The organism is Nonomuraea antri (genome assembly GCF_013283785.1).
Taxonomy (GTDB): domain Bacteria; phylum Actinomycetota; class Actinomycetes; order Streptosporangiales; family Streptosporangiaceae; genus Nonomuraea; species Nonomuraea antri.
In genome coordinates this window covers 72403-94649 of sequence record NZ_JABCPZ010000005.1, presented here as the reverse complement: position 1 = coordinate 94649, position 22247 = coordinate 72403, and the positions used below count along the sequence as shown (strand labels likewise).

Here is a 22247-nt window from a genome sequence, read left to right as displayed (position 1 = left end):
TCGGGCGTGTCGCGCTGTTCACACAGACACATCCGCGAGGACTTGCGAGCCTGAGAGGCCAGCCTGCGCTCCCCTAACGGGTATGAGCGCACAGCCGAGAGCCCGCTAGAGACGGGCACGAAGCTCAAGACTACCCAGGCCCAGTCGACACGTCAAAACGGCGCGGCAGAGCCATGAGCTTTGCCACTCCGTGTCGCCGGGGCCTGCGGTCTTCTCGCCCGTCCATAGCGCCGCCGACATGATATCCGCACCCTGGCACACTTCGCGCCAGGTTCGCCCAAGTGAGGCCCGAAGCCGCCCGTCGCGGGGCGGACCCCAGGGCTTTCCCCAGGGCGCTCTCTGACGCGCTGCGGCCCCCTGGCGCACTACGGTCACCTCGACCCCTGCCGGGAGGGATGACGCATGCCGCCGTCGTTCGAACTGTTCATCACCCGGCCGCCGGAGCTGCACGGGCGGCGCATCCCCGTACGGGAGCGGCCGGCCGAGATCGGCCGGGCGGCCGAGCTGCTGATCGACTCCGAGGTGATCAGCCGGCGGCACGCCAGGATCTGGCTGGCGGGCGGCTCGACGTGGATCACGGACTGCGGGTCCACCAACGGCACCTGGGTGAACGGGGCCAAGGTGGAACACCCGGTACCGGTCGCGGTCGGCCAGCAGGTGCGTCTGGGCGGCGTGGAGGCCATCCTGCGCGTCGAGGGCACGGAGCCCCAGCCGCACATGCCCGGGCCTGACGCGAACGGGCGGGTCCACCAGGTGGCCGAGGAGCACGCGACCACCTCGGCGCCCATCCAGCGCCCCACCAACACCACCCGTTACCTGTGCGCCGCCGGATACATCGACGAGTCGTTCGGCCAGCTCGTCATCCAGGAGACCCTGGGCCATCCGTACCGGGCCTGCGCCCCCGCCTACGGCGTGGACCTGCCCGCCGTGGTCAAGCACGCGCTGGCCGCCGAGCGGCACCGCGCGGCCCGCGACCTGCTGCTCCTGCTCATCGCCTGCGCCACGCTCGGGGTCCTGGCCACCGGGCTGTCCGGCCTGCTGCCCGATCTGGACGGCCCGCGCGACGCCGTGCCCGCCGTGCTGAAGCTGGGGGTCTTCGCGCTGGTCCCGCTGGCCCTGGCCTGGCTGGTGACCGCCACGCACCTGTTCCACCAGCGGGTGGTGGTGCTGGGCAGGCGCATGTCCAGCCGCCGCTTCAGCCCGTCCAGGGCGCCGTCCCCGATGGGCCCGGAGACCAGGCGCGGCATCGAGCGGCTCGTGCGCGCTCAGCGCGGGAACGTCGTGGTCTTCACCGACTATCTGCCGTTCGCCGGCAGCGGGTACGCCCACGACCGGTGGTCGTTCGCCTTCGACATCACCAAGGCCGCCAAGAAGGACCGGCCGCCCCTGCCGTTCCACTCCGACGACGTGCACGGCTACCTGGCCGCGGAGATCTCCGCCACCGGGCTGCCCAACCTGCGGCTGGGCGAGCGGCTGTTCATCAACGGGGTGGACGTCAACAACGCGCCCCAGCTCCTGCCCGAGCCGCTCGCGCCCCCGGTGTCCACGGCCGATCCCGAGCTGGTCAGGGCGGTGTCACGGGCGCCGGAGTCGTCGGCGCGGGCGTACCTGAGCGTGGAGGTGCTGGGCTGGGGCGGGCAGCTCATGGTGACCGTCTTCATCAGGGCGGTGCGGCTGCGCCGCTCGCTGTTCCTGGAGGGCTCGACGTTCGTGCTGCCGCCGCTGCGGCCGGAGTACTTCGCGGTGGACCGGGTGTCGCCCGACGTGCGTACCGGACTGGCCGTCGCGGTGAGCCTGGGCGCGGCGCGTGCCGTCCCGCTGCTGCTCACCGCGCCGCGGCGGGTGGCGGCCCGGTGGGCGCGGACGGCGGCCAGGCGCCGCCAGGCCCGCGAGGACCGCGCGGTCATCCTCAGCCGCGGCCTGTACGACTACGGCGCCGGCCTGAGCGTGCGCGAGCTGGCCATGGGTGACGACATGCGGCGCTTCTTCATCGCCAGGGACGCCGAGATGTTCGACAAGGTCGTGCACGAGGCGATCTTCAAGGGCGTCAGCCGGTTCCTGGCCGACCACAACATCGACACCGGCGAGGCCGCCGACCGGCTGACCCAGATCATCAACAACAAGACCATCCGCATCGGCAGCGTCTCCGGGCAGGGCCACAACATCGGCGGCAGCAACAACCGCTCGACCGTCACCAACACGAAAGGCGGCGACACATGAGGGATCGCGACGACACCTGGCCGCGCGGGGAGAGCATCCGCATCGACAACCTGTCCGGACAGGGCAACAACATCGGCGGCTCCGGCAACACCGCCTACGTCAACATGGGCGCGCCGGCGCAGTTGCAGACCCTGGTGCGGCAGCTGGAGGCCGCGGTCGCCGGGCACCGCGCCGAGCTGGCCGACCCCGAGGGCGCGGGTGACGCGGTCGAGCTGCTGCGCGAGGAGGTGGACGGCGGCCGGCCCAGCCCCAAGCGGCTCACCGCCTTCCTCAACGCGTTGACCACGTCGGCGGGCAGCGTGACGGCCGTGACGGAGGCGGTCGCCAAGCTCAAGGACACGATCGGCGCGATGCTCTGATACCCGGAACCCAGACATGCCCGGAACGCCGAAACGCCCGGCTCCCCCGAGAGGGAACCGGGCGTTTCGTTAAGCCCGACTTATCGGTTGTACTGCCCGAAGTCGTACTCCTCCAGCGGAACGGCCTCGCCGCTGCCGGTGCCGAACGTGTAGTCGGCCGCGGACCCGTCGTAGCCGCCCACGGTGTACATCGCGGCCTTGGCCTCTTCGGTCGGCTCGACCCGGATGTTGCGGTACTGCGGCATGCCGGTACCGGCCGGGATGAGCTTACCGATGATGACGTTCTCCTTCAGGCCCAGGAGCGAGTCGGACTTGGCGTGGATCGCCGCGTCCGTCAGGACCCTGGTGGTCTCCTGGAAGGAGGCCGCCGACAGCCACGACTCGGTGGCCAGCGACGCCTTCGTGATGCCCATGAGCACCGGACGACCGGCGGCCGGAGAGCCGCTTTCCGCCACGGTCTCGCGGTTCATCTGCTCGAAGCGCGGACGCTCGACGAGCTCGCCGGGCAGCAGGTCGGTGTCACCGGACTCCAGCACGTTCACGCGCTTGAGCATCTGCCGCACGATGATCTCGATGTGCTTGTCGTGGATCGACACACCCTGCGAGCGGTAGACCTGCTGGACCTCCGCCACCAGGTGCAGCTGCACGGCCCGCGGGCCGAGGATGCGCAGCACCTCGTTCGGGTTGACCGCACCGGCCACGAGCTGCTGGCCGACCGTGACGCGCACGCCGTCCTGGACCAGCAGGCGCGAACGCATCGAGACCGGGTAGGCGATCTCCTCCGAGCCGTCGTCCGGCGTGATGACGATCTTCCTGGTCTTGTCGGTCTCGTCGATGCGAACCCGGCCCTCGGCCTCGGAGATCGGGGCGACACCCTTGGGGATGCGCGCCTCGAACAGCTCCTGGACACGGGGCAGACCGTGGGTGATGTCGGCGCCGGCCACACCACCGGTGTGGAACGTACGCATGGTCAGCTGCGTGCCGGGCTCACCGATCGACTGGGCGGCGATGATGCCGACCGCCTCGCCGACGTCCACGAGCTTGCCGGTGGCCAGCGAGCGGCCGTAGCAGGTCGCGCAGACACCGATCTTGGCCTCGCAGACGAGCGCGCTGCGCGTGCGGACGGTCTCGATGCCGGCCTCGACCAGCGCGGTGACGTGGATGTCGTTGATGTCGACACCGGCCGTCGCGATGATCTTGCCGTCGACCTCGACGTCCTCGGCCAGGATGCGGCCGTGCACGTTGGACTCGGCGTTCTCCGCCTTGACCAGGTTGCCGGCCGTGTCACGCTCGCCGACGTGCAGCGGGACCGCGCGGTCGGTGCCGCAGTCGATCTCACGCACGATGACGTCCTGCGCGACGTCCACCAGACGGCGGGTCAGGTAACCCGAGTCGGCGGTACGCAGGGCGGTGTCGGCCAGACCCTTCCGCTGACCGTGGGTGGAGATGAAGTACTCCAGCACCGACAGGCCCTCGCGGAACGAGGCCTTGATCGGCCGCGGGATCGTCTCACCCTTGGTGTTGGACACCAGACCACGGATACCGGCGATCTGACGCACCTGCATCTTGTTACCGCGGGCGCCGGAGTTGACCATCATCCAGACCGGGTTGGTCGCCGGGAAGGCGTTGACCATGTCGGTCTCGACGTCGGCCGTGGCGTGGGTCCAGATCTCGATGAGCTCCTGACGGCGCTCCTCGTCGGTGATCAGACCACGCTCGTACTCGCGCTGCACCTTGTCGGCGCGGCGCTCGTAGTTCTCCATGATCTCGGTCTTGTTCGGCGGCGCGACGACGTCCTCGATCGAGATCGTGACGCCGGAACGGGTCGCCCAGCGGAAGCCGGCGTCCTTGAGCGCGTCGAGCGAGTTGGCGACCTCGACCTTGGGGTAGGTCTCGGCCAGCTCGTTCACGATCGTGGACAGCTGCTTCTTGCCGACCTGGAAGTTGACGAACGGGTAGCTCTCGGGGAGCGTCTGGTTGAACAGGCACCGCCCGAACGTCGTCTCCAGGCGAATCGGGTCGCCCTGCTCCCAGCCCTCGGGAGCCACCCAGTCGCGCGGCGGGAGAACGTCCTTGACCCGGATGTGGATCTTGGCCTGGATCTCCAGCTCGCGGCGGTCGAAGGCCATCTGCGCCTCGGCGATCGAGCCGAACACGCGGCCCTCGCCCAGCGCGCCGTCCTTCTGGGTGGTCAGCCAGTAGAGGCCGATGACCATGTCCTGGGTGGGCATCGTCACGGGCTTGCCGTCGGCCGGCTTGAGGATGTTGTTGGTCGAGAGCATCAGGATGCGTGCCTCGGCCTGGGCCTCAGCCGACAGCGGCAGGTGCACGGCCATCTGGTCGCCGTCGAAGTCCGCGTTGAAGGCGGTGCAGACGAGCGGGTGGATCTGGATGGCCTTGCCCTCGACCAGCTGCGGCTCGAACGCCTGGATGCCCAGACGGTGCAGCGTCGGCGCACGGTTGAGCAGCACCGGGTGCTCGGTGATGACCTCTTCGAGCACGTCCCACACCACGGGGCGGGCGCGCTCGACCATCCGCTTGGCCGACTTGATGTTCTGCGCGTGGTTGAGGTCCACGAGCCTCTTCATCACGAACGGCTTGAACAGCTCCAGCGCCATCTGCTTGGGCAGGCCGCACTGGTGCAGCTTGAGCTGCGGGCCGACGACGATGACCGAACGGCCGGAGTAGTCGACTCGCTTGCCCAGCAGGTTCTGGCGGAACCGACCCTGCTTGCCCTTCAGCATGTCGCTGAGGGACTTCAGCGGACGGTTGCCGGGACCGGTGACCGGGCGACCGCGGCGGCCGTTGTCGAACAGCGCGTCGACGGCCTCCTGGAGCATCCGCTTCTCGTTGTTCACGATGATCTCGGGCGCGCCGAGGTCGAGCAGACGCTTGAGGCGGTTGTTCCGGTTGATGACCCGGCGGTACAGGTCGTTCAGGTCGGAGGTGGCGAACCGGCCACCGTCGAGCTGCACCATCGGGCGCAGGTCCGGCGGGATGACCGGGATGCAGTCGAGCACCATGCCGCGCGGCGAGTTGGTGGTGTTCAGGAACGCCGAGACCACCTTGAGCCGCTTGAGCGCGCGGGCCTTCTTCTGGCCCTTGCCGCTGCGGATGGTCTCGCGCAGGTTCTCGGCCTCGGCGTCGAGGTCGAAGCTGATCAGGCGGTCCTGGATCGCCTGCGCGCCCATGCCGCCCTTGAAGTAGCGGCCGAAGCGGTCGCGCATCTCGCGGTAGAGCAGCTCGTCGCCCTCGAGGTCCTGGACCTTGAGGTTCTTGAAGCGGCTCCACACCTCGTCGAGCCGGTCCAGCTCACGCTGGGCGCGGTCGCGAAGCTGGCGCATCTCGCGCTCGGCGCCCTCACGCACCTTGCGGCGCGCGTCGCCCTTGGCCCCGGAGGCCTCGAGCTCGGCGAGGTCGCCTTCGAGCTTCTTCTGCCTGGCCTCGACGTCGGCGTCGCGGCGCTGCTCGATGTGCTGCCGCTCGACGGAGATCTTCGCCTCCAGCGAGGGCAGGTCGCGCTCACGCATCTCGGTGTCGACCTGCGTGATCATGTACGCGGCGAAGTAGATGACCTTCTCCAGGTCCTTCGGCGCGAGGTCGAGCAGGTAGCCGAGGCGCGACGGGACGCCCTTGAAGTACCAGATGTGCGTGACCGGCGCGGCCAGCTCGATGTGGCCCATCCGCTCACGACGCACCTTGGCGCGAGTCACCTCGACGCCACAGCGCTCACAGATGATGCCCTTGAACCGGACGCGCTTGTACTTGCCGCAGTAGCACTCCCAGTCGCGGGTCGGACCGAAGATCTTCTCGCAGAAGAGCCCGTCCTTTTCCGGCTTGAGGGTGCGGTAGTTGATGGTCTCCGGCTTCTTGACCTCGCCGTGCGACCACTGACGGATGTCGTCGGCGGTCGCAAGACCGATCCTGAGCTCGTCGAAGAAGTTGACGTCTAGCATTTTGTGCGATCTCCCCCTCAGACTTCTTCCACGCTGCTCGGCTCACGCCGGGACAGATCGATTCCAAGCTCTTCCGCGGCGCGGAAGACGTCCTCGTCGGTGTCGCGCATCTCGATGGACATGCCGTCGCTGGAGAGCACCTCGACGTTCAGGCACAGCGACTGCATTTCCTTGATGAGGACCTTGAAGGACTCGGGAATCCCCGGCTCGGGGATGTTCTCGCCCTTGACGATCGCCTCGTAGACCTTCACGCGGCCCAGGACGTCGTCGGACTTGATCGTCAGCAGCTCCTGCAGGGCGTAGGCGGCGCCGTACGCCTCCAGGGCCCACACCTCCATCTCACCGAAGCGCTGGCCACCGAACTGGGCCTTACCGCCGAGCGGCTGCTGGGTGATCATGGAGTACGGGCCGGTCGAACGCGCGTGAATCTTGTCGTCGACCAGGTGGAGCAGCTTGAGGATGTAGATGTAGCCGACCGAGATCGGGTACGGGAACGGCTCGCCGGAGCGGCCGTCGAACAGCTTGGCCTTACCGCTGGCCTGGACCATGCGGTCACCGTCGCGGTTGGCCACGGTGTTGCTCAGCAGCCCGACGATCTCCTCCTCGTGGGCGCCGTCGAAGACCGGGGTGGCCATGTTGGTGCGCGGCTCGACCGTCTCGAAGCCCTTGTCGCGCAGCCGCTCGGCCCACGCCTCCTGGACGCCGGAGATGTCCCAGCCGCGGGCCGCGATCCAGCCCAGGTGGGTCTCCAGGACCTGGCCCACGTTCATCCGGCCGGGCACGCCCAGCGGGTTGAGGATGATGTCGACCGGGGTGCCGTCCTCCAGGAACGGCATGTCCTCGACCGGGAGGATCTTGGAGATGACGCCCTTGTTGCCGTGCCGGCCGGCCAGCTTGTCACCGTCGGTGATCTTGCGCTTCTGCGCGACGTAGACGCGCACCAGCTCGTTGACCCCCGGCGGCAGCTCGTCGCCCTCCTCACGGGAGAACACGCGCACGCCGATGACCTTGCCCTGCTCGCCGTGCGGCACCTTCAGCGAGGTGTCACGCACCTCGCGGGCCTTCTCACCGAAGATCGCCCGCAGCAGCCGCTCCTCGGGGGTCAGCTCGGTCTCACCCTTCGGGGTGACCTTGCCGACCAGGATGTCACCGGGCACGACCTCGGCGCCGATGCGGATGATGCCGCGCTCGTCGAGGTCGGCCAGCACCTCCTCCGACACGTTCGGGATGTCGCGGGTGATCTCCTCGGGGCCCAGCTTGGTGTCACGGGCGTCGACCTCGTGCTCCTCGATGTGGATCGAGGACAGCACGTCGTCCTGCACCAGGCGCTGGGACAGGATGATCGCGTCTTCGTAGTTGTGACCCTCCCACGGCATGAACGCCACCAGCAGGTTCTTGCCGAGCGCCATCTCACCGTTGTCGGTGCACGGCCCGTCGGCGATGACCTGGTTGACCTCCACCCGGTCGCCCTCGGCGACGATGGGCTTCTGGTTGAAGGAGGTGCCCTGGTTGGAGCGCTTGAACTTGGCGACACGGTAGGTGGTGCGCGTGCCGTCGTCGTTCATGACCGTGATGTAGTCGGCGGAGACCTCCTCGACCACACCGGCCTTCTCGGCGCTGATGACGTCGCCGGCGTCGGTCGCGGCACGGTATTCCATGCCGGTGCCGACCAGCGGCGCCTCGCTCTTGAGCAGCGGCACGGACTGCCTCTGCATGTTGGAGCCCATGAGCGCGCGGTTGGCGTCGTCGTGCTCGAGGAACGGGATCATCGCGGTGGCGACCGACACCATCTGGCGCGGCGACACGTCGATGTAGTCGACCTCCTCGGCGCGGGCGAGCTCGGTCTCACCACCCTTGGTGCGGACCAGGACGCGCGACTCGGCGAACGACCCGTCGGGGTTGAGCACCGTGTTGGCCTGCGCCTTGACGTAGCGGTCTTCCTCGTCGGCCGTGAGGTAGTCGATCTGTTCGGTGACCTTGCCGTCGACGACCTTGCGGTACGGCGTCTCGACGAAGCCGAAGGCGTTGATCCGGCCGTAGGAGGCCAGCGAGCCGATCAGACCGATGTTCGGGCCTTCCGGGGTCTCGATCGGGCACATCCGGCCGTAGTGGGACGGGTGCACGTCTCGGACCTCGAAGCCGGCCCGCTCACGGGACAGACCACCGGGACCCAGCGCGGACAGACGACGCTTGTGCGTCAGACCGGCCAGCGGGTTGGTCTGGTCCATGAACTGCGACAGCTGCGAGGTGCCGAAGAACTCCTTGATCGACGCCACCACCGGGCGGATGTTGATCAGGGTCTGCGGCGTGATCGCCTCGACGTCCTGCGTGGTCATGCGCTCGCGGACGACGCGCTCCATGCGGGCCAGGCCCAGGCGCACCTGGTTCTGGATCAGCTCGCCGACGCTGCGCAGACGGCGGTTGCCGAAGTGGTCGATGTCGTCGACCTCGACGATGACCTCACGGTCGTTGGCGCCGGGCATCGACTCCTCGCCCGCGTGCAGGCGGACGATGTACTCGATGGTGGCGACGATGTCGTCTTCGGTCAGCGTGCCCTGGGTGATCTCAGAGTCAACGCCCAGCTTCTTGTTGATCTTGTAACGACCGACCTTGGCCAGGTCGTACCGCTTGGGGTTGAAGTACAGATTCTCCAGCAGGGTCTGCGCCGACTCCTTGGTCGGCGGCTCACCGGGACGCAGCTTGCGGTAGATGTCGAGCAGAGCGTCGTCCTGACCGGCGGTGTGGTCCTTCTCCAGCGTGGCCCGCATCGACTCGTACTGGCCGAAACGCTCCAGAATCTGGTCGGTGGTCCATCCCAGTGCCTTGAGAAGCACGGTGACGGCCTGCTTGCGCTTACGGTCGATACGCACGCCGACGCTGTCACGCTTGTCGATCTCGAACTCGAGCCAGGCCCCCCGCGACGGGATGACCTTGCACCCGTACAGGTCCTTGTCCGAGGTCTTGTCGACGTTGCGTTCGAAGTAAACGCCGGGCGAGCGGACCAGCTGCGAGACCACGACACGCTCGGTGCCGTTGATGATGAAGGTGCCCTTCGGCGTCATGAGCGGGAAATCGCCCATGAACACCGTCTGGCTCTTGATCTCACCGGTGGTGTTATTGATGAACTCCGCCGTGACGAACATCGGGGCGGAGAAGGTCATGTCCTTGTCTTTGCACTCATCGACTGAGTACTTGGGCGGCTCGAACCGGTGGTCGCGGAACGACAAGGACATGGTCCCCGAGAAGTCCTCGATGGGACTGATCTCTTCAAAGATCTCTTCGAGGCCCGACTGAGTCGGGACGTCCCTGCGCCCGGCCTGACGAGCCGCCTCGACCCGGCCCTTCCACTTCTCGTTGCCGAGCAGCCAGTCGAACGACTCGGTCTGCAGGGCGAGAAGGTCAGGAACTTCGAGGGGCTCCTGGATGCGCGCGAAAGAGACGCGACGGGGACCAGCGGGTACGGCGGAGGCGTTGCGCGAGGCTGCCAACAGATGTCCTTCCGAGGGCTCGCGGCGGACTGACTACACGCACGCCAGACAACCTCGCAACGTGAGCAAGCGGAGCGGGTCGTCAAAGGGCAGCGCAAAGGGGCAGTGTAGCCGAACGGCACACGCCTGTCCACTTCGCTCTCGCTGCATGCTCCACGTTGGTCGCAGCATCGCCCGTTCAGACGGAAACGTCAAGCCCGCGAGCCCGACTTTTAGCCGCCTTGAGGCCCGGACGCTGGGTTTTCTCCCCTGCGTGATCGGTCGCCTACCGCCAGGCCCAAGACGATACCCGCGAACGGGGGCGGTTAACGCTCCGTCACACCGAGGGTCGAACCCATGCGCTCGACCGGTGTAGCTGTGACTGAGGTACCCGCTTCATTGGCTGCGCTAAACCTGATTTTTGGTAACAATTGAACGACGCGGCGCGCCCGGCAGGTCAGGCGGTCCCCAGCAGGGTCGAAAGGCCCGCCACCCGCCAGGCGGAATCTTGCTTGACCATGACGAATCTGGCCCGGTTGTGGTTGATCTCTTGCTGGGGTGTGGCTTTACCAGGGATCTCCTTGACCGTACCAGTGTTCACGAACAGCAGGACCTCGACCCGGTCCGGCTCGGCCCGCTCCACGGCCACGCCGGCCACGGTGGCGGTCTGCACCATTTTCTGGGCCTTGGCCTCGGCGACCAGCGTGGTGGTCAACTTCTTGTACTGCGCGGCCAACTCGCCGGTCGTGTGGGTGGCGGCGCGGGCCAGGTCGCGTTCGATCGTGCGGTAGTCGTACGACAGCAGATCGGGCGCGACCGCCTTGGCCGCCACCATGGCCTCGGCGGCCGAGACGTCGGCGGCCCGCAGGTCGCGCAGGTCCAGCCACATCACCGTGACCAGCCAGCCCGCGGTGGCCACGATGACGCCGAGCAGCACGGCCACGACGATCCTCACAGCACCTGCACCGCCTTCGAGACCAGCCAGACGCCGCCGACCTTGGTGACGTCCATCGACCATCGGTAGAACCGCTCCTGCGGCGGGCTCTTGGAGCCGTCCCAGCGGATCTCCACGTCGGCCACGACCAGGACCTTCGCCGTGCCCTCCGCCAGCGAGACCAGCCCCGTCGCGCGCAGCACCCCCTGCTGGACGACCTTGTTGGCCACGGTCGTGCTCTTCAGCCGCTCGGCGTTGGCCACGTACTCCGCCCTGGCCCCGCCGGTGGAGGAGGCGAGCAGGCGCTTCACGTCGGCGTCGACGGTCTTGTAGTTGAGCGAGAGCAGGTTCTTGGCGTGCGTGCCCGCGGCCAGCAGCACCGCCTGCTTGTCATCGGCCCTGACCTGCTCGCCGCGCGCCTGCACGGAGATCCACACGCCCGCGGCGACCAGCAGCGCCAGCAGCGCGCTGAGCACGCCGATCACGATGTGAACGGGCCGAGCAGCGGGTACCGCCACGTCTGCTCTCCTTCCCCGGCCAGTCGCCGGATCATAACCCGCCGCCGTCACCTGGAGCCCCGGAATCGACGCAGGCGGCAGCGCGCCCGCCGTCCGGACACGCCTGATTCAGACGCCTCAGAGGCCGTACGGGTGCACGCTCATGCACACGAAAGGGACCTGACCGCTCTTCTGATCTTGCATGCCGCAGATCAGTCAAGTCACCCAGGTCCCACAATGCCCCGCAGCGGGGCCTCAGCCGCCCGCTGAGCCTCGAACGCCCGTTCCCCGGGGCCGTAGCCTCGGCCCGCTACCTGACGCCGTTGAGATGGGCGTTGATCAGCCGGGGGTACTCCTCCAGCCAGTTGCGCCCGCGATCGTCCACGAACGAGCCCCGCGGCGGGATCACCCCGTTGGCCGCCAGCCAGGCGCCGGGCGGCTGCTGGGTCCTGCGCAGCCGGTTGCCGGTGGGCATGAGCTGCGGCGGGATCGGCGGCAGCGCGCCCGGGTCGTGCCCCATCTGCGCCTCGGCCTCCAGCTCGGAGACGTCCTTCTCCTCGGACATGCCGATCGGGCCGTGCCTGCGGGCGTTCAGGAACTGCCGCACCACCGGCTCGTCGCTCGACAGCAGCATCTCGCGCGGCCCGAACATGACCAGCTCGCGGCGGAACAGCAGGCCGATGTCGTCGGGCACGGTGCGTGCGGTGTTGATGTCGTGCGTCACGATCAGGAACGTCGCCTCGATGTCGGCGTTGAGATCGACGATCGTCTGGTTCAGGTACGCGGTGCGCACCGGGTCGAGGCCGGAGTCGGGCTCGTCGAACAGGATGATCTCCGGGTCGAGCACCAGTGCCCTGGCCAGGCCGGCCCGCTTGCGCATGCCGCCGGAGATCTCGCCGGGCAGCTTGCCCTCGGCCCCGACCAGGCCGACGAGCTCCATCTTGGCCATCACGATCTGGCGGATCTGGGTCTCGGTCTTCTTGGTGTGCTCGCGCAGCGGGAAGGCGATGTTGTCGTAGAGGTTCAGCGAGCCGAACAGCGCGCCGTCCTGGAACAGCACGCCGAACAGGCGGCGCAGCTCGTAGAGCTTGTTCTCGGTGCAGTTGGCCAGGTCGTAGCCGTCGATCCAGATGTGCCCGCGATCCGGCCTGAGCAGCCCGACCAGCGTCTTCAGGAACACCGACTTGCCGGTGCCCGACGGTCCGAGCAGCACCGAGATCTCGCCGGCGGGCAGGGTCAGCGAGACGTCCTCCCAGATGACCTGCTTGCCGAACGACTTGGTCAGCCCGTCGACGACGACTTCGACACCCACCGGTCACCATCCCACTCGCAGCAGAGCGCATTCAGGCGTTGCCAACACGTTAGCGGCGTCCGGTGGAATTGGAATGCGATCCAATAACTTGTTACTGGCCGGTTATGAGCTCGTCGGCGGGCTCGTCGGCGGGCTTCTCGGCTTCGGCCAGCGCGCGCAGGGCCGGACGAAGCGCCGCGGCGATCTCCTCCGGCGGCGCGCTGCGCAGTTCGTCCAGCTCCAGGAGCTGGTGTCCGATGGTCACGCCGAGCATGACCATGGTCATCAGCGCCGCGCGCAACCGCGCGTCCGCGGCGGGCAGCGCCTCTTCGAGCCGGTCGATCTGGGCCTTCAGTACGAACCGCGCGGACGCCGCCGCCTCGGGATGCGTGAGCATCGACCGCATCATGGCCAGCGTGCCCTGGGGCAGCTCGCCCATCTTCACGCTCAGCGTGCTGAGCAACTCCTCGACCAAGCCGTCCACGCCCGCCTCCGAACGCACCGCCGGCGTGACCCGCACGGCCTGCTGGAAGAGCTCCTGCTTGCTGCCGAAATACTGCATGACCAGCGCGGGGTCGACCCCCGCCGCCTTGGCGACGGCCCTGATTGTGGCCCGCTCGAACCCCAGCTCGGCGAACAGCGCCCTGGCCGCGCCGAGGATCCTCTCCTCGGTTCTACGCCGCCGCTCGGCCCGCGTCTCACTCACACTCTGACTCTACAGGCGTTGACCGATTCCCGGATTTCACTCTACGCTCGTTGAGTCAACACCGGTTGAGCGAATGCGGGAGACTGACATGTCCACCATCGAGAAGATCGTCACCGGCTATCACGCGGCCATGCTCGCCAAGTCCGCCGACGCCCTGGCCGACCTCTACGCCGAGGACGCCGAGCACGAGTTCCCGTTCGGCGGCATGCCCGCCTACCAGGGCAGGGAGCAGGTCCGGGCCGGCTACCGGGCCGCGTGGGACGCCTCACCCGGCCGGGTGGCCGAGGTGCGGCGGGTGGCCGTGCACACCGGGGACGACCCGGAGGTCGTGGTCGTCGAGCAGGAGACCGACGTCGTCGTCGGGGACCGGAGGATCACCGTCCCCGGGGTGATCGTGCTGCGGATCAAGGACGGCGTGATCGTCCACAACCGCGACTACCTGGACGTGAGCGCCGTCGCCCGGGTCCTGACGAGTGATCAGGACGCCGGCGAGGGCGGCAGGTAGACCACCATCGTGTCCGCGAACCTGTCGTGGTGACACTGCTTGGCGTCGTTCCCGTAGATCTGCGTGATGTTGATCAGGACGAGGATCCAGCCCACCGACGGGATCAGCGGCGGCGCCCAGTAGGCCAGCGCCCGGAGCGCGGACGCGCTCAGCGACGGCGGGCGTCCGGTCCGCGGTGAGATCACCTTCATGTCGAAGACCCACTTGCCGAACGTCCGGCCGAACCGGGCGTGCAGCAACCAGTAGTAGAAGAAACCGGGGACCAGGGCGATGGTCTCGTCCCAGCGCGTGGTGAAGGTCTCCGCCAGCTCTTCGACACCCCATCCCAGCAGGCCGAGCAGGGCCAGGTCGATCAGCGCGGCGAAACACCGGTGAGACCTGGAGGCGAGCCGGAGGCGGACGACCGAGCCCGCGGGTTGTGTCACCCGAGGATTGTCCACCAACCCGCGGACGCCGCCAACGAATGAGCCGGCGGCGATCAGCGGGTCATCGGGGTCAGCGGGTCAGCAGCTCGCGCAGGATCTTCGCGATGTCCGCCGGCGCCTCCTCGGCCATGAAGTGGCCGTACCCGACCGTCAGGTGGCGCAGGTCGTCGGCCCAGGCACCCCACAGGGCCGCCGCGTCGAAGCCGAGCATCGCGCCCCAGTCCTGCTGCAGCACGGTGACCGGCATCCGCAGCCGGGTGCCCGCGTCCTTGTCGGCCTGGTCGTGCTCGACGTCGATGCCGGCCGAGGCACGGTAGTCGGCCACGATGGACGGCACCGCGGCGCGGCAGGCGTCCAGGTAGGCGGCCCTGACCTCGGCCGGGATCGCCGCCGGATCCCCGGTCCACAGGTCGAGGAAGTGGCCGAAGAACTCGTCGGAGGAGGCGGCGATCATCCGCTCGGGCAGTCCGGGCGGCTGGGCCATCAGGTAGAGGTGGAAGCCGACCGCCGCGCTGACGCCGTGCATCGCCTGCCACATGTCCAGGGTCGGCAGGACGTCCAGGCTGGCCAGATGCGTGATCTTCTCGGGGTGGTCGAGCGCGGCGCGGAAGGCCACCAGCGCGCCGCGGTCGTGCCCGGCCAGCGCGAATCGCTCGTGGCCCAGCTCCCTGGCCAGGGCCACGATGTCGGCGGCCATGGTGCGCTTGGCGTAGGTGTCGGGGCCGGTCTCGGCGGGCTTGTCGCTGGCGCCGTAGCCGCGCAGGTCGGGGACGATCACGGTGTGGTCGGCCGCGAGGTCGGCGGCCACGTGCCGCCACATCAGGTGGGTCTGCGGGAAGCCGTGCAGCAGCACGATCGGGCTGCCCGAGCCGCCGACGGCCGCGTTCAGCGACACGCCGTCGGCGACGCGGACACGGCGGTACTCGAAACCGTCGATCACAGGGGTCATGGTTCGCGTTCTCTTTCCTAGGCGGATTGACCGATGGCTTCAGCCTGCCCGCGCCCGATGAGCAACCGATGAGCACGCGATACCGTGACCTGGGACGACCCTGCGAAAAGCGTGGTCGCCCCGGGAAGGACGGGTTCGGGGGTGCGCGTCGAGTTCGGGGTGCGGGTCGAGTTCGGGGTGCTCGGGCCGGTGACGGCCTGGGACGAGCACGGCCGGACGATCGCGCTCAAGGGGCCGCGGCACCGCGCCGTCCTGGCCCGCCTGATCGTCGCGCGCGGCCGGGTGGTGCCCGTCGGCGTCCTGGCCGAGGACCTGTGGGAGGTACCGCCGCCGGACGCGGTGGGCGCGCTACGCACGTTCGTCGCCGCACTGCGCCGCGCACTCGAACCGGCCCGCCCGCCACGCACCCCGGCCCGCCTGCTGGTCACGGAGGGTCCGGGGTACGCCCTGCGAACCGAACCCGACACGGTGGACGCCTGGCGCTTCGAGCGAACGGTGGGCGGACGCGCAGCGCCCGTTCGGGAGACGCGACTTCAGCAGACGCAGCTTCGGGAGGCGGGACTTCAGGAGGCGCGACTTCGGGAGGCCGCTCTGGAGGAGGCCACGCTGGAGGAGGCCACGCTGGAGGAGGCTCTGGGCTGGTGGCGTGGGCCTGCCTATGCGGACTTCGCCGAGGAGCCCTGGGCGCGGGCCGAGCGGGCCCGGCTGGCCGAGTTGCGGCTGCAGGCGGTGGAACACCTGGCCGAGGCACGCATGTCCCTGGGCCGGGCGGCGGCGGCGATCCCGGACCTGGACGCGCACGTCACTGAGCATCCCTGGCGCGAGAACGCGTGGGGACTGCTGGCACTCGCCCTCTACCGCACCGACCGCCAGGGCGACGCACTGGCGGTACTACGCCGCGCCCGGACGCTGCTGGTGGAACAACTGGGCGTGGACCCCGGCCCGGATCTACGCCGCCTGGAGACCGACATACTCCAACAAGCCCCCCACCTCCAACCGCCACCCCTCCAACCGGCCCATCCCCAATCGGTCGCGGGTGTCCACGCCGATACCCCGCAGGCCACGCCGATCGCACCGACCAGGCCGGCCGCACCGAGCGGGCTGGGCACGACGGAAAAGGCAGGCGCACCCGCTCAGCCAGCCGCCCGCGATGAGCCGGGCGCCGGTAATGAGGCGGGCTCCCGCGATGAGACAGGCGCCCGTGGTGAGGCGGGGCCCCGCGATGAGGTGCGCCCCCGAGATGAGGCAAGCCCTCGCGATGAGGTGCGCCCCCGAGATGAGACGCGCCCCCACGATGAGGCCCGCCTCCACGATGAAGCGAGCCCACGCGATGGGGCCGGCCCGCGTAATGAGGCGGGCCCCCGTGATGAGACGCGCCCCCGTGATGAGACGCGCCCCCGAGACGGAGCGAACCCCCACAATGAGACCCGTCTCCGCGGTGAGGCGAGCGCCCGCGATGAGGCAAGTGTGCGTGATGAGACACGCGCGCCGCATGCCGCACAGGCGGCTGAGGGGGTGGGCGACGGGTCGACGGCTTCCGGTCGGGGTGCGTCCGATCGGGTGTGGGCGCAGGCAGCCGCGAGTTACGAGCGTGCCGTTTCCGCCGGCGCTCGGGCGCGCCTGGAGTCGACGGTGAGCCTGTTGCGTACCCTCGCCGTGACCGGGGGCGGCGGGCTGGAGGCGGCGCGGGGGCATCGGGTGGCGGCCATCGCGGCTGCCGAGGAACTGGGTGATCCGGAGCTGACCGCCCGGGTGATCGGCAGGTACGACGTCCCAGCCGTGTGGACCCGCGTGGACGACCCGGAGCAGACCGCTCAGGTGCTCGCCGCCGCCGAGCGCACCCTCGCCGCGCTCCCGCCGGGGACGCTCCAACCGGCGCGGGCGCGGCTGCTGGCGACCATCGCGGTGGAGTCGCGCGGCACCGGCAGCGCACGCGCGCTCCAGGCCGCCCGCCAGGCCGAGGACCTGGCCCGCCGCCTGGACGACCCCATGCTGCTGGCGTTCGCGCTCAACGGCGTCTTCATGCAGACCTTCCACCGCACCGGCCTGGCACCGCGCAGGGACGAGATCGGCGCCGAGCTGGTCGCGCTGTCCGCCAGGCATGGGCTGACGACGTACGAGGTGCTCGGTCACCTCCTCCGCATGCAGGCACGCGGCGCACTCTCGGATTTCCCTGCGGCCGACCGGCACGCGGACGCCGCCGATCGCCTGGCCGAGCGGCACGAACTGCCGCTGGTGGGCGTGTTCACCACGTGGTACCGGGCGCTCCGGCTCACCGCCACCGGCTCCAACGCCAAGACCGACACCCCAACCGACACCCCGACCGACACCAAGACCGACACCCCGACCGAGGCCGAGGCGAGCCCGGGCGGCGCGTCCACCACGCCGCCCGGCGGTGCGGCGGAGGAGGCGTACCTGGCCGCCGCCGAGCGGCTGCGCGGGGCCGGCATGCCCGGGCTGGAGCGCGGCCTGCTGCCGCTCGCCCTCCTGTGCCTGCGGCTGCACCACGGCCTGCCGATCGAGGAACCCGCCCGCGAGGACGCGACGGACTGGGGCCCGTACGAGCCGTGGGTCCGTCCGTTCCTGCTGCTCTCGCGAGGCCGGCGGACGGCGGCGGCGCAAGCGCTCGCCCAGGTCCCAGACCCGCCGCACGACCTGCTGATGGAGGCCCTGTGGTGCCTCACCGCGCGGGCGGCCGTCGCCGTCAGCGATCGCCGGACGATGCGACGCGCCCACGCCGCGCTCACCCCGGCCGCGACGGAACTGGCCGGCGCGGGCAGCGGCCTGCTCACCCTGGGCCCGGTCGAGCGGCACCTCGCCGACCTGGCGACGGCCCTCGACCGGTCGGCCTGAGCAGCGAAGACCCGGCCGAAGGCACCGATCAGGCGTCGGTGGCGTACTTCTCCACGTACGTACGCGCCGTCTGCGCCATCTCCGGTTCCAGCCACTCGGCGGCCACCAGGAGCCGGGGCAGCAGGTGACGTTCCAGGGTCACGGCGCGGAACGCCAGCGCGACGGTGATGTCGTGGTCGGGCCGGTGCACGACCTCGATCGGATCACCCGCGCGGATCTCCCCCGGCGTGATGACCCGCAGCAGCGCCCCGGTACGGCCGACCGCGGTGAACTTCTTGATCCACCCCTTCTCGCCGACCCAGCCCGCGAACGTGCGGCACGGCACGCGGCCCCCGGTCACCTCCAGCACCAGGTCGGCGCCGATCCGCCAGCGTTCGCCGATCAGCGCCTCGTTGACGTCCAGGCCGGAGGTGGTCAGGTTCTCGCCGAACGCGCCGTTGGCGAAGGTGCGGTCGAGCGATCGCTCCCAGGTGTCCAGGTCTTCACGGGCGAAGGCGTAGACCGCGCGGGCCTCGCCGCCGTGGAAGCGCGAGTCGCAGACGTCGTCGCCGCTCACCCCGCTGCCCTTGGCGCTGGGCGGCGTCACCAGGACCCCTCCCGGCGCGGGCCGTTTGTCGATTCCGGTCATCCCGGTGGGCGCATCTGTGTAGTCGACGGGCATGGCACGGCCGACGTTCACCGACAGGAGTTTCACAGGCGCACGTTACCCGCTCCCACGTGGAACGGGACAATCAATAAAAAAGAGGCGGCACACCCGGCACCAGGGTGTGTCGCCTCTTTTTGAAGATCGTGAAAATTACTTCACGGTGACGGTGGCGCCGGCGCCCTCGAGGGCAGCCTTGGCCTTCTCCGCCTGCTCCTTGTTGACCTTGCCGTCGAAGACCGGCTTCGGAGCGCCGTCGACCAGGTCCTTGGCCTCCTTGAGGCCCAGGGACGTCAGGGCGCGGATCTCCTTGATGACCTGGATCTTCTTGTCGCCGGCGGCCTCGAGGATGACGTCGAACTCGTCCTGCTCCTCAACGGCGGCGGCCTCGCCACTACCAGCGGCGGGGGCGGCGGCGGCGACCGCGACCGGGGCGGCGGCCTTGACGTCGAACGTCTCCTCGAACAGCTTCACGAAGTCGGAAAGCTCGAGGAGGGTCATCTCCTTGAAAGCGTCGAGCAGCTCGTCGGTGCTGAGCTTCGCCATTTTGATTTCCTCCGTATAGGACTAGCTAAAACTAAGAACGGGACCGCGGGTTGTGCGGCAATCCCCGAGCTACTCGCCCGCCTCTTCGCGCTTCGCGCGAAGGGCTTCGGCCAGCTGAGCCATGTTGGTGGGCAGCGCGGCGAACATCGCGGCAGCAGCGCTCTGCTTCGCCTTGAGCGCGCCAGCAAGCTTCGCGAGGAGAACCTCGCGGGACTCGAGGTCGGCGAGCTTGGTGATCTCGGTAGCGTCCAGCGCCTTGCCGTCGAGGACGCCGCCCTTGATCACCAGAAGGGGATTGGCCTTGGCGAAGTCACGCAGACCCTTGGCAGCCTCGACCACGTCGCCCTTGACGAAGGCGACGGCCGTCGGGCCGATCAGCAGGTCGTCCAGACCAGAGACGCCGGCCTCGTTGGCCGCGATCTTGGTCAGGGTGTTCTTCGCCACGGCGAACTTCGCATTCTCACCAAGAGCAACGCGCAGCTGCTTGAGCTGAGCGACGGTGAGACCGCGGTACTCGGTCAGAACGGCGGCGGCGCTGCCTTCGAACTCGCTCTTGAGCTCGGCAACCGCTGTCGCCTTATCCGCCCTCGCCATGGGCCTCCTTCCAGATGTGCCACCGGCGAAGGCCCAGAAATGAGAACGGCCCCGGGCGCAGGGCGCACACGGGGCTCACGCACACGGATCAACCATGTGGGAAACTCGCATTCACACCTGCGCGGGTCGCCCACATAGTGTGGATCCTTCGGCCGCCAGGTATTGAGGCACCTGACGACGACCGGCGGTCTTCGGCAACGCCCAGCCTACGTGCTGGCCGCCGAGTTTCCAAATCGTTCTCGGTAAAACCTGTCAGTTGGTGGTGCCCTTGGGCAGCTCGCCCACCTGGTCGGCCGGCGGGGCCTGGATGTTCACGGGCTCGTTGAACCCCTTGAAGAACAGCGTGGCGTCGAACGTGACGCCGTCCTTGCCGCCGTTCATCGCCAGCTTGCGCGGCAGGTTGTCGCTGCCGACCCACAGGTCGAACTTGAGGTCCTTGAGCTCGGCCAGGTTCGTGCGCGCGTTCTGCTGCTGGTCGGCGGGCAGTTGCTGCACGGCGGCGTCGACCGGGAACGTGCCGCTGTAGTGGGTGGTGTCGGTGCCGTTGACGCTCTCGTTCCCGACCGCCTTGACGTCCTGCGACGCCGTGATCATCTTTGTGACGGTGGCCAGGTCGAACTGCTGGATCTGGTCGGTGTACTGCTTGACCTGGTCGCCGCCGCCCATCTCGCTGAGCGACACCTTGATCCACGGCTTGGACGCCCCGACGAGCTCCCTGAGCGCGTCGATCTTGACGTAGACGACGTCGCCCTGGAGCACGGCCCGGACGCCGCCGGGCACGCTCTTGTCGCCGACGTCGATGGCGTCCAGTGTGAGGTCGACGGCCAGCGTCGGCTTGCCCTGGTAGAGCATCCGCCCCTGCACCTTGCCGCCACCCTGCTCGGGGTGGGTCGCGTTCGCCACGATGTCAACGGTGTAGCTGCTGACCTCAGCGGTCTTCTGCGCGGCCTGCGTGAGCACCTCGGCGGCGGCCAGGTTGACCTGGAGGGGCTGCGCGGTGGTTCCACAACCAGCGGCCGCGGCGACGACGAGTGCGGCGCCTGCCGCGGCGGTGGCGAGAGTAATCCTGCGCTTCAGCATGTCTTGACCCTACGTTTCGGAAATCCCGCCGTAGCACCTTTCCCCCACAATTCGTGGAAAACCCAGGGTGATCCCTTACAAGTCCCCTATTTCCTGAACACAACCCTGAGACTCCAGTCGTAGCCCCGAGTTGCCCTAAGGTTTGTCACCCGTCTCGCCTGCCGAGGCCGGGTAAGCGCCGGAGGCCCGATGACCCATCACCAGCCCGTGTCACCCGAGCCTCGGCCGCCCGTCGTGACCGAGGTCCGCCCGGCTCGGCGTCCGCGACTGCGCACGGTGGCCGTGGCCGTCGTGATCACTGCGGCGGTGGCCTGGGTCGTGCTCGGACGCTCGTCCGCCCCGGCGTTCCGGCAACTGGGCGAGCCGATCACGGGCGCCGTACGGTGGGCGGGCGCGGTGACGTTCACGGAGCCGGACGGCCGCCCGATCGCCTGGATCGCCCACGGCGACCAGGCCCAGCGGTGGGACCTGGCGACGCGCGAGAAGATCGGCGAACCGGCGCTCGCCGGGGGCGACTTCATCACCGCGCTGACAACCGGCCGGCTGAACGGCAGGCCGATCGTCGCCGGCAGCGGGGGCGGCGAACTCGTCCGCCTGTGGGACCTGACGTCCGGCGAAGAGGCGGGCACCTTCACCGGAGCCGGCTCCTCGGTGGCGCTCGGGCAGCTCGACGGCCGGCCGACAGCGGTCGCCGGAGACCGTCTCGGCCGGGTCGGCGTGTGGGACCTGGCCGCGGGCGAGCAGCTCGGGAACACGCTCACCGGGCACACCGGCCACGTCTATGCGGTGGCGGTCGGACAGCTCGACGGCAGGACGATCGCGGTGTCCGGCGGCAAGGACGGCACGGTACGCGTGTGGGACCTCGCGGCGGGCGAACAGCTCGGCGCCCCGCTCACCGGCCACACCGGCGACGTGCGCTCGGTGACCGTGGGACGGCTGGGCGACAGGACGATCGCGGTCACCGGCGGCCACGACGCCACCGTACGCGTGTGGGACCTGGCCGCGGGCGAGCAGCTCGGGAACACGCTCACCGGGCACACCGACAGGATCTGGTCGGTGGCCATCGGGCGGTTGGGCGGCGAGACGGTGGCGGTCTCCGCCGGCGGGGGCGACGGCACCGTGGGGGTCTGGGGGCTGGGCGCGACCGGCGACTGAGAATGGGCGCCGGGCACCCCACGTCCCGCGAGCAGGTACGCGGGAAAGACAAAAGCCCCCGCCCCGG

Annotated in this window: 17 protein-coding genes; 5 read left to right on the top strand and 12 right to left on the bottom strand. The window is 69.2% G+C overall.

The genetic code is table 11. The annotated features are described in order from the left end of the window. The first annotated feature begins 402 nt into the window (after window positions 1–402). A complete protein-coding gene (locus HII36_RS02965) occupies window positions 403–2220 on the top strand; it encodes an FHA domain-containing protein (RefSeq protein ID WP_173521463.1) in 1818 nt (605 codons plus the stop codon). Next, the gene (locus tag HII36_RS02960; RefSeq protein ID WP_173521462.1) at window positions 2217–2579 is read left to right on the top strand and encodes a DUF5955 family protein; all 363 of its coding nucleotides are present in this window, start codon (window positions 2217–2219) and stop codon (window positions 2577–2579) included. The genes HII36_RS02965 and HII36_RS02960 overlap by 4 nt, the downstream gene beginning before the upstream one ends. Before the next feature lie 80 nt (window positions 2580–2659). Here the strand turns inward: HII36_RS02960 and HII36_RS02955 are convergent, their stop codons facing one another. The 6 genes from HII36_RS02955 to HII36_RS58515 form a co-directional block, all read right to left on the bottom strand. Further along, window positions 2660–6535 carry a DNA-directed RNA polymerase subunit beta' gene (locus HII36_RS02955; protein WP_173521461.1) on the bottom strand — a complete coding sequence of 1292 codons (3876 nt, stop codon included), beginning with the start codon at window positions 6533–6535 and terminating at the stop codon, window positions 2660–2662. Window positions 6536–6552: 17 nt separating this feature from the next. Next, window positions 6553–10023, bottom strand: a complete 3471-nt coding sequence (gene rpoB / locus HII36_RS02950) for a DNA-directed RNA polymerase subunit beta (protein ID WP_173521460.1) — start codon at window positions 10021–10023, stop codon at window positions 6553–6555. Between the two features lie 436 nt (window positions 10024–10459). Further along, the gene (locus HII36_RS02945) at window positions 10460–10957 is read right to left on the bottom strand and encodes a hypothetical protein (protein ID WP_328807568.1); all 498 of its coding nucleotides are present in this window, start codon (window positions 10955–10957) and stop codon (window positions 10460–10462) included. Next, window positions 10954–11454, bottom strand: a complete 501-nt coding sequence (locus tag HII36_RS02940; protein WP_173521459.1) for a hypothetical protein — start codon at window positions 11452–11454, stop codon at window positions 10954–10956. The genes HII36_RS02945 and HII36_RS02940 overlap by 4 nt, the downstream gene beginning before the upstream one ends. A 289-nt stretch (window positions 11455–11743) precedes the next feature. Further along, window positions 11744–12745, bottom strand: coding sequence for an ABC transporter ATP-binding protein (locus tag HII36_RS02935; protein WP_173521458.1), 1002 nt, complete (start codon window positions 12743–12745; stop codon window positions 11744–11746). A gap of 91 nt (window positions 12746–12836) precedes the next feature. After that, window positions 12837–13430, bottom strand: coding sequence for a TetR/AcrR family transcriptional regulator (locus HII36_RS58515; protein ID WP_173521457.1), 594 nt, complete (start codon window positions 13428–13430; stop codon window positions 12837–12839). Window positions 13431–13518: 88 nt separating this feature from the next. Here HII36_RS58515 and HII36_RS02925 point away from each other — a divergent pair, with 88 nt between their 5' ends. Beyond that, window positions 13519–13935, top strand: coding sequence for a nuclear transport factor 2 family protein (locus HII36_RS02925; protein ID WP_217369091.1), 417 nt, complete (start codon window positions 13519–13521; stop codon window positions 13933–13935). On the opposite strand, the gene HII36_RS02920 is transcribed toward HII36_RS02925, so the two are convergent. Both HII36_RS02920 and HII36_RS02915 read right to left on the bottom strand, forming a co-directional pair. Further along, window positions 13908–14360 carry an RDD family protein gene (locus HII36_RS02920; protein ID WP_173521455.1) on the bottom strand — a complete coding sequence of 151 codons (453 nt, stop codon included), beginning with the start codon at window positions 14358–14360 and terminating at the stop codon, window positions 13908–13910. The two genes, HII36_RS02925 and HII36_RS02920, sit on opposite strands and share 28 nt — an antisense overlap. Window positions 14361–14430: 70 nt before the next feature. Further along, window positions 14431–15309, bottom strand: coding sequence for an alpha/beta fold hydrolase (locus HII36_RS02915; RefSeq protein WP_173521454.1), 879 nt, complete (start codon window positions 15307–15309; stop codon window positions 14431–14433). Window positions 15310–15468: 159 nt separating this feature from the next. Here HII36_RS02915 and HII36_RS02910 point away from each other — a divergent pair, with 159 nt between their 5' ends. Beyond that, a complete protein-coding gene (locus HII36_RS02910; RefSeq protein WP_173521493.1) occupies window positions 15469–18162 on the top strand; it encodes a BTAD domain-containing putative transcriptional regulator in 2694 nt (897 codons plus the stop codon). Between the two features lie 28 nt (window positions 18163–18190). Here the strand turns inward: HII36_RS02910 and HII36_RS02905 are convergent, their stop codons facing one another. From HII36_RS02905 to HII36_RS02890, 4 genes are all read right to left on the bottom strand, one after another. Beyond that, window positions 18191–18856 carry an MOSC domain-containing protein gene (locus HII36_RS02905; protein ID WP_173521453.1) on the bottom strand — a complete coding sequence of 222 codons (666 nt, stop codon included), beginning with the start codon at window positions 18854–18856 and terminating at the stop codon, window positions 18191–18193. A 102-nt stretch (window positions 18857–18958) separates the two neighbouring features. Next, complete coding sequence (rplL, locus tag HII36_RS02900) at window positions 18959–19351, bottom strand: 50S ribosomal protein L7/L12 (protein WP_173521452.1); 393 nt, start codon at window positions 19349–19351, stop codon at window positions 18959–18961. 69 nt (window positions 19352–19420) lie between these two features. Beyond that, window positions 19421–19945, bottom strand: coding sequence for a 50S ribosomal protein L10 (rplJ, locus tag HII36_RS02895; RefSeq protein WP_173521451.1), 525 nt, complete (start codon window positions 19943–19945; stop codon window positions 19421–19423). Between the two features lie 252 nt (window positions 19946–20197). Next, the gene (locus HII36_RS02890; RefSeq protein ID WP_236003139.1) at window positions 20198–21025 is read right to left on the bottom strand and encodes a LolA-like protein; all 828 of its coding nucleotides are present in this window, start codon (window positions 21023–21025) and stop codon (window positions 20198–20200) included. 207 nt (window positions 21026–21232) lie between these two features. Between HII36_RS02890 and HII36_RS02885 the strand changes: the two genes are divergently transcribed. Further along, the gene (locus HII36_RS02885; RefSeq protein WP_173521450.1) at window positions 21233–22180 is read left to right on the top strand and encodes a WD40 repeat domain-containing protein; all 948 of its coding nucleotides are present in this window, start codon (window positions 21233–21235) and stop codon (window positions 22178–22180) included. Window positions 22181–22247: the final 67 nt, after the last annotated feature.

Bases quoted from the DNA above. Each gene is read 5' to 3' on its own strand.
- rplL (WP_173521452.1), bottom strand. From the start codon at position 19,351: ATGGCGAAGCTCAGCACCGACGAGCTGCTCGACGCTTTCAAGGAGATG.
- HII36_RS02890 (WP_236003139.1), bottom strand. From the start codon at position 21,025: ATGCTGAAGCGCAGGATTACTCTCGCCACCGCCGCGGCAGGCGCCGCA.
- HII36_RS02915 (WP_173521454.1), bottom strand. From the start codon at position 15,309: ATGACCCCTGTGATCGACGGTTTCGAGTACCGCCGTGTCCGCGTCGCC.
- HII36_RS02960 (WP_173521462.1), top strand. From the start codon at position 2,217: ATGAGGGATCGCGACGACACCTGGCCGCGCGGGGAGAGCATCCGCATC.
- rplJ (WP_173521451.1), bottom strand. From the start codon at position 19,945: ATGGCGAGGGCGGATAAGGCGACAGCGGTTGCCGAGCTCAAGAGCGAG.
- HII36_RS02955 (WP_173521461.1), bottom strand. From the start codon at position 6,535: ATGCTAGACGTCAACTTCTTCGACGAGCTCAGGATCGGTCTTGCGACC.
- HII36_RS02925 (WP_217369091.1), top strand. From the start codon at position 13,519: ATGTCCACCATCGAGAAGATCGTCACCGGCTATCACGCGGCCATGCTC.
- HII36_RS02965 (WP_173521463.1), top strand. From the start codon at position 403: ATGCCGCCGTCGTTCGAACTGTTCATCACCCGGCCGCCGGAGCTGCAC.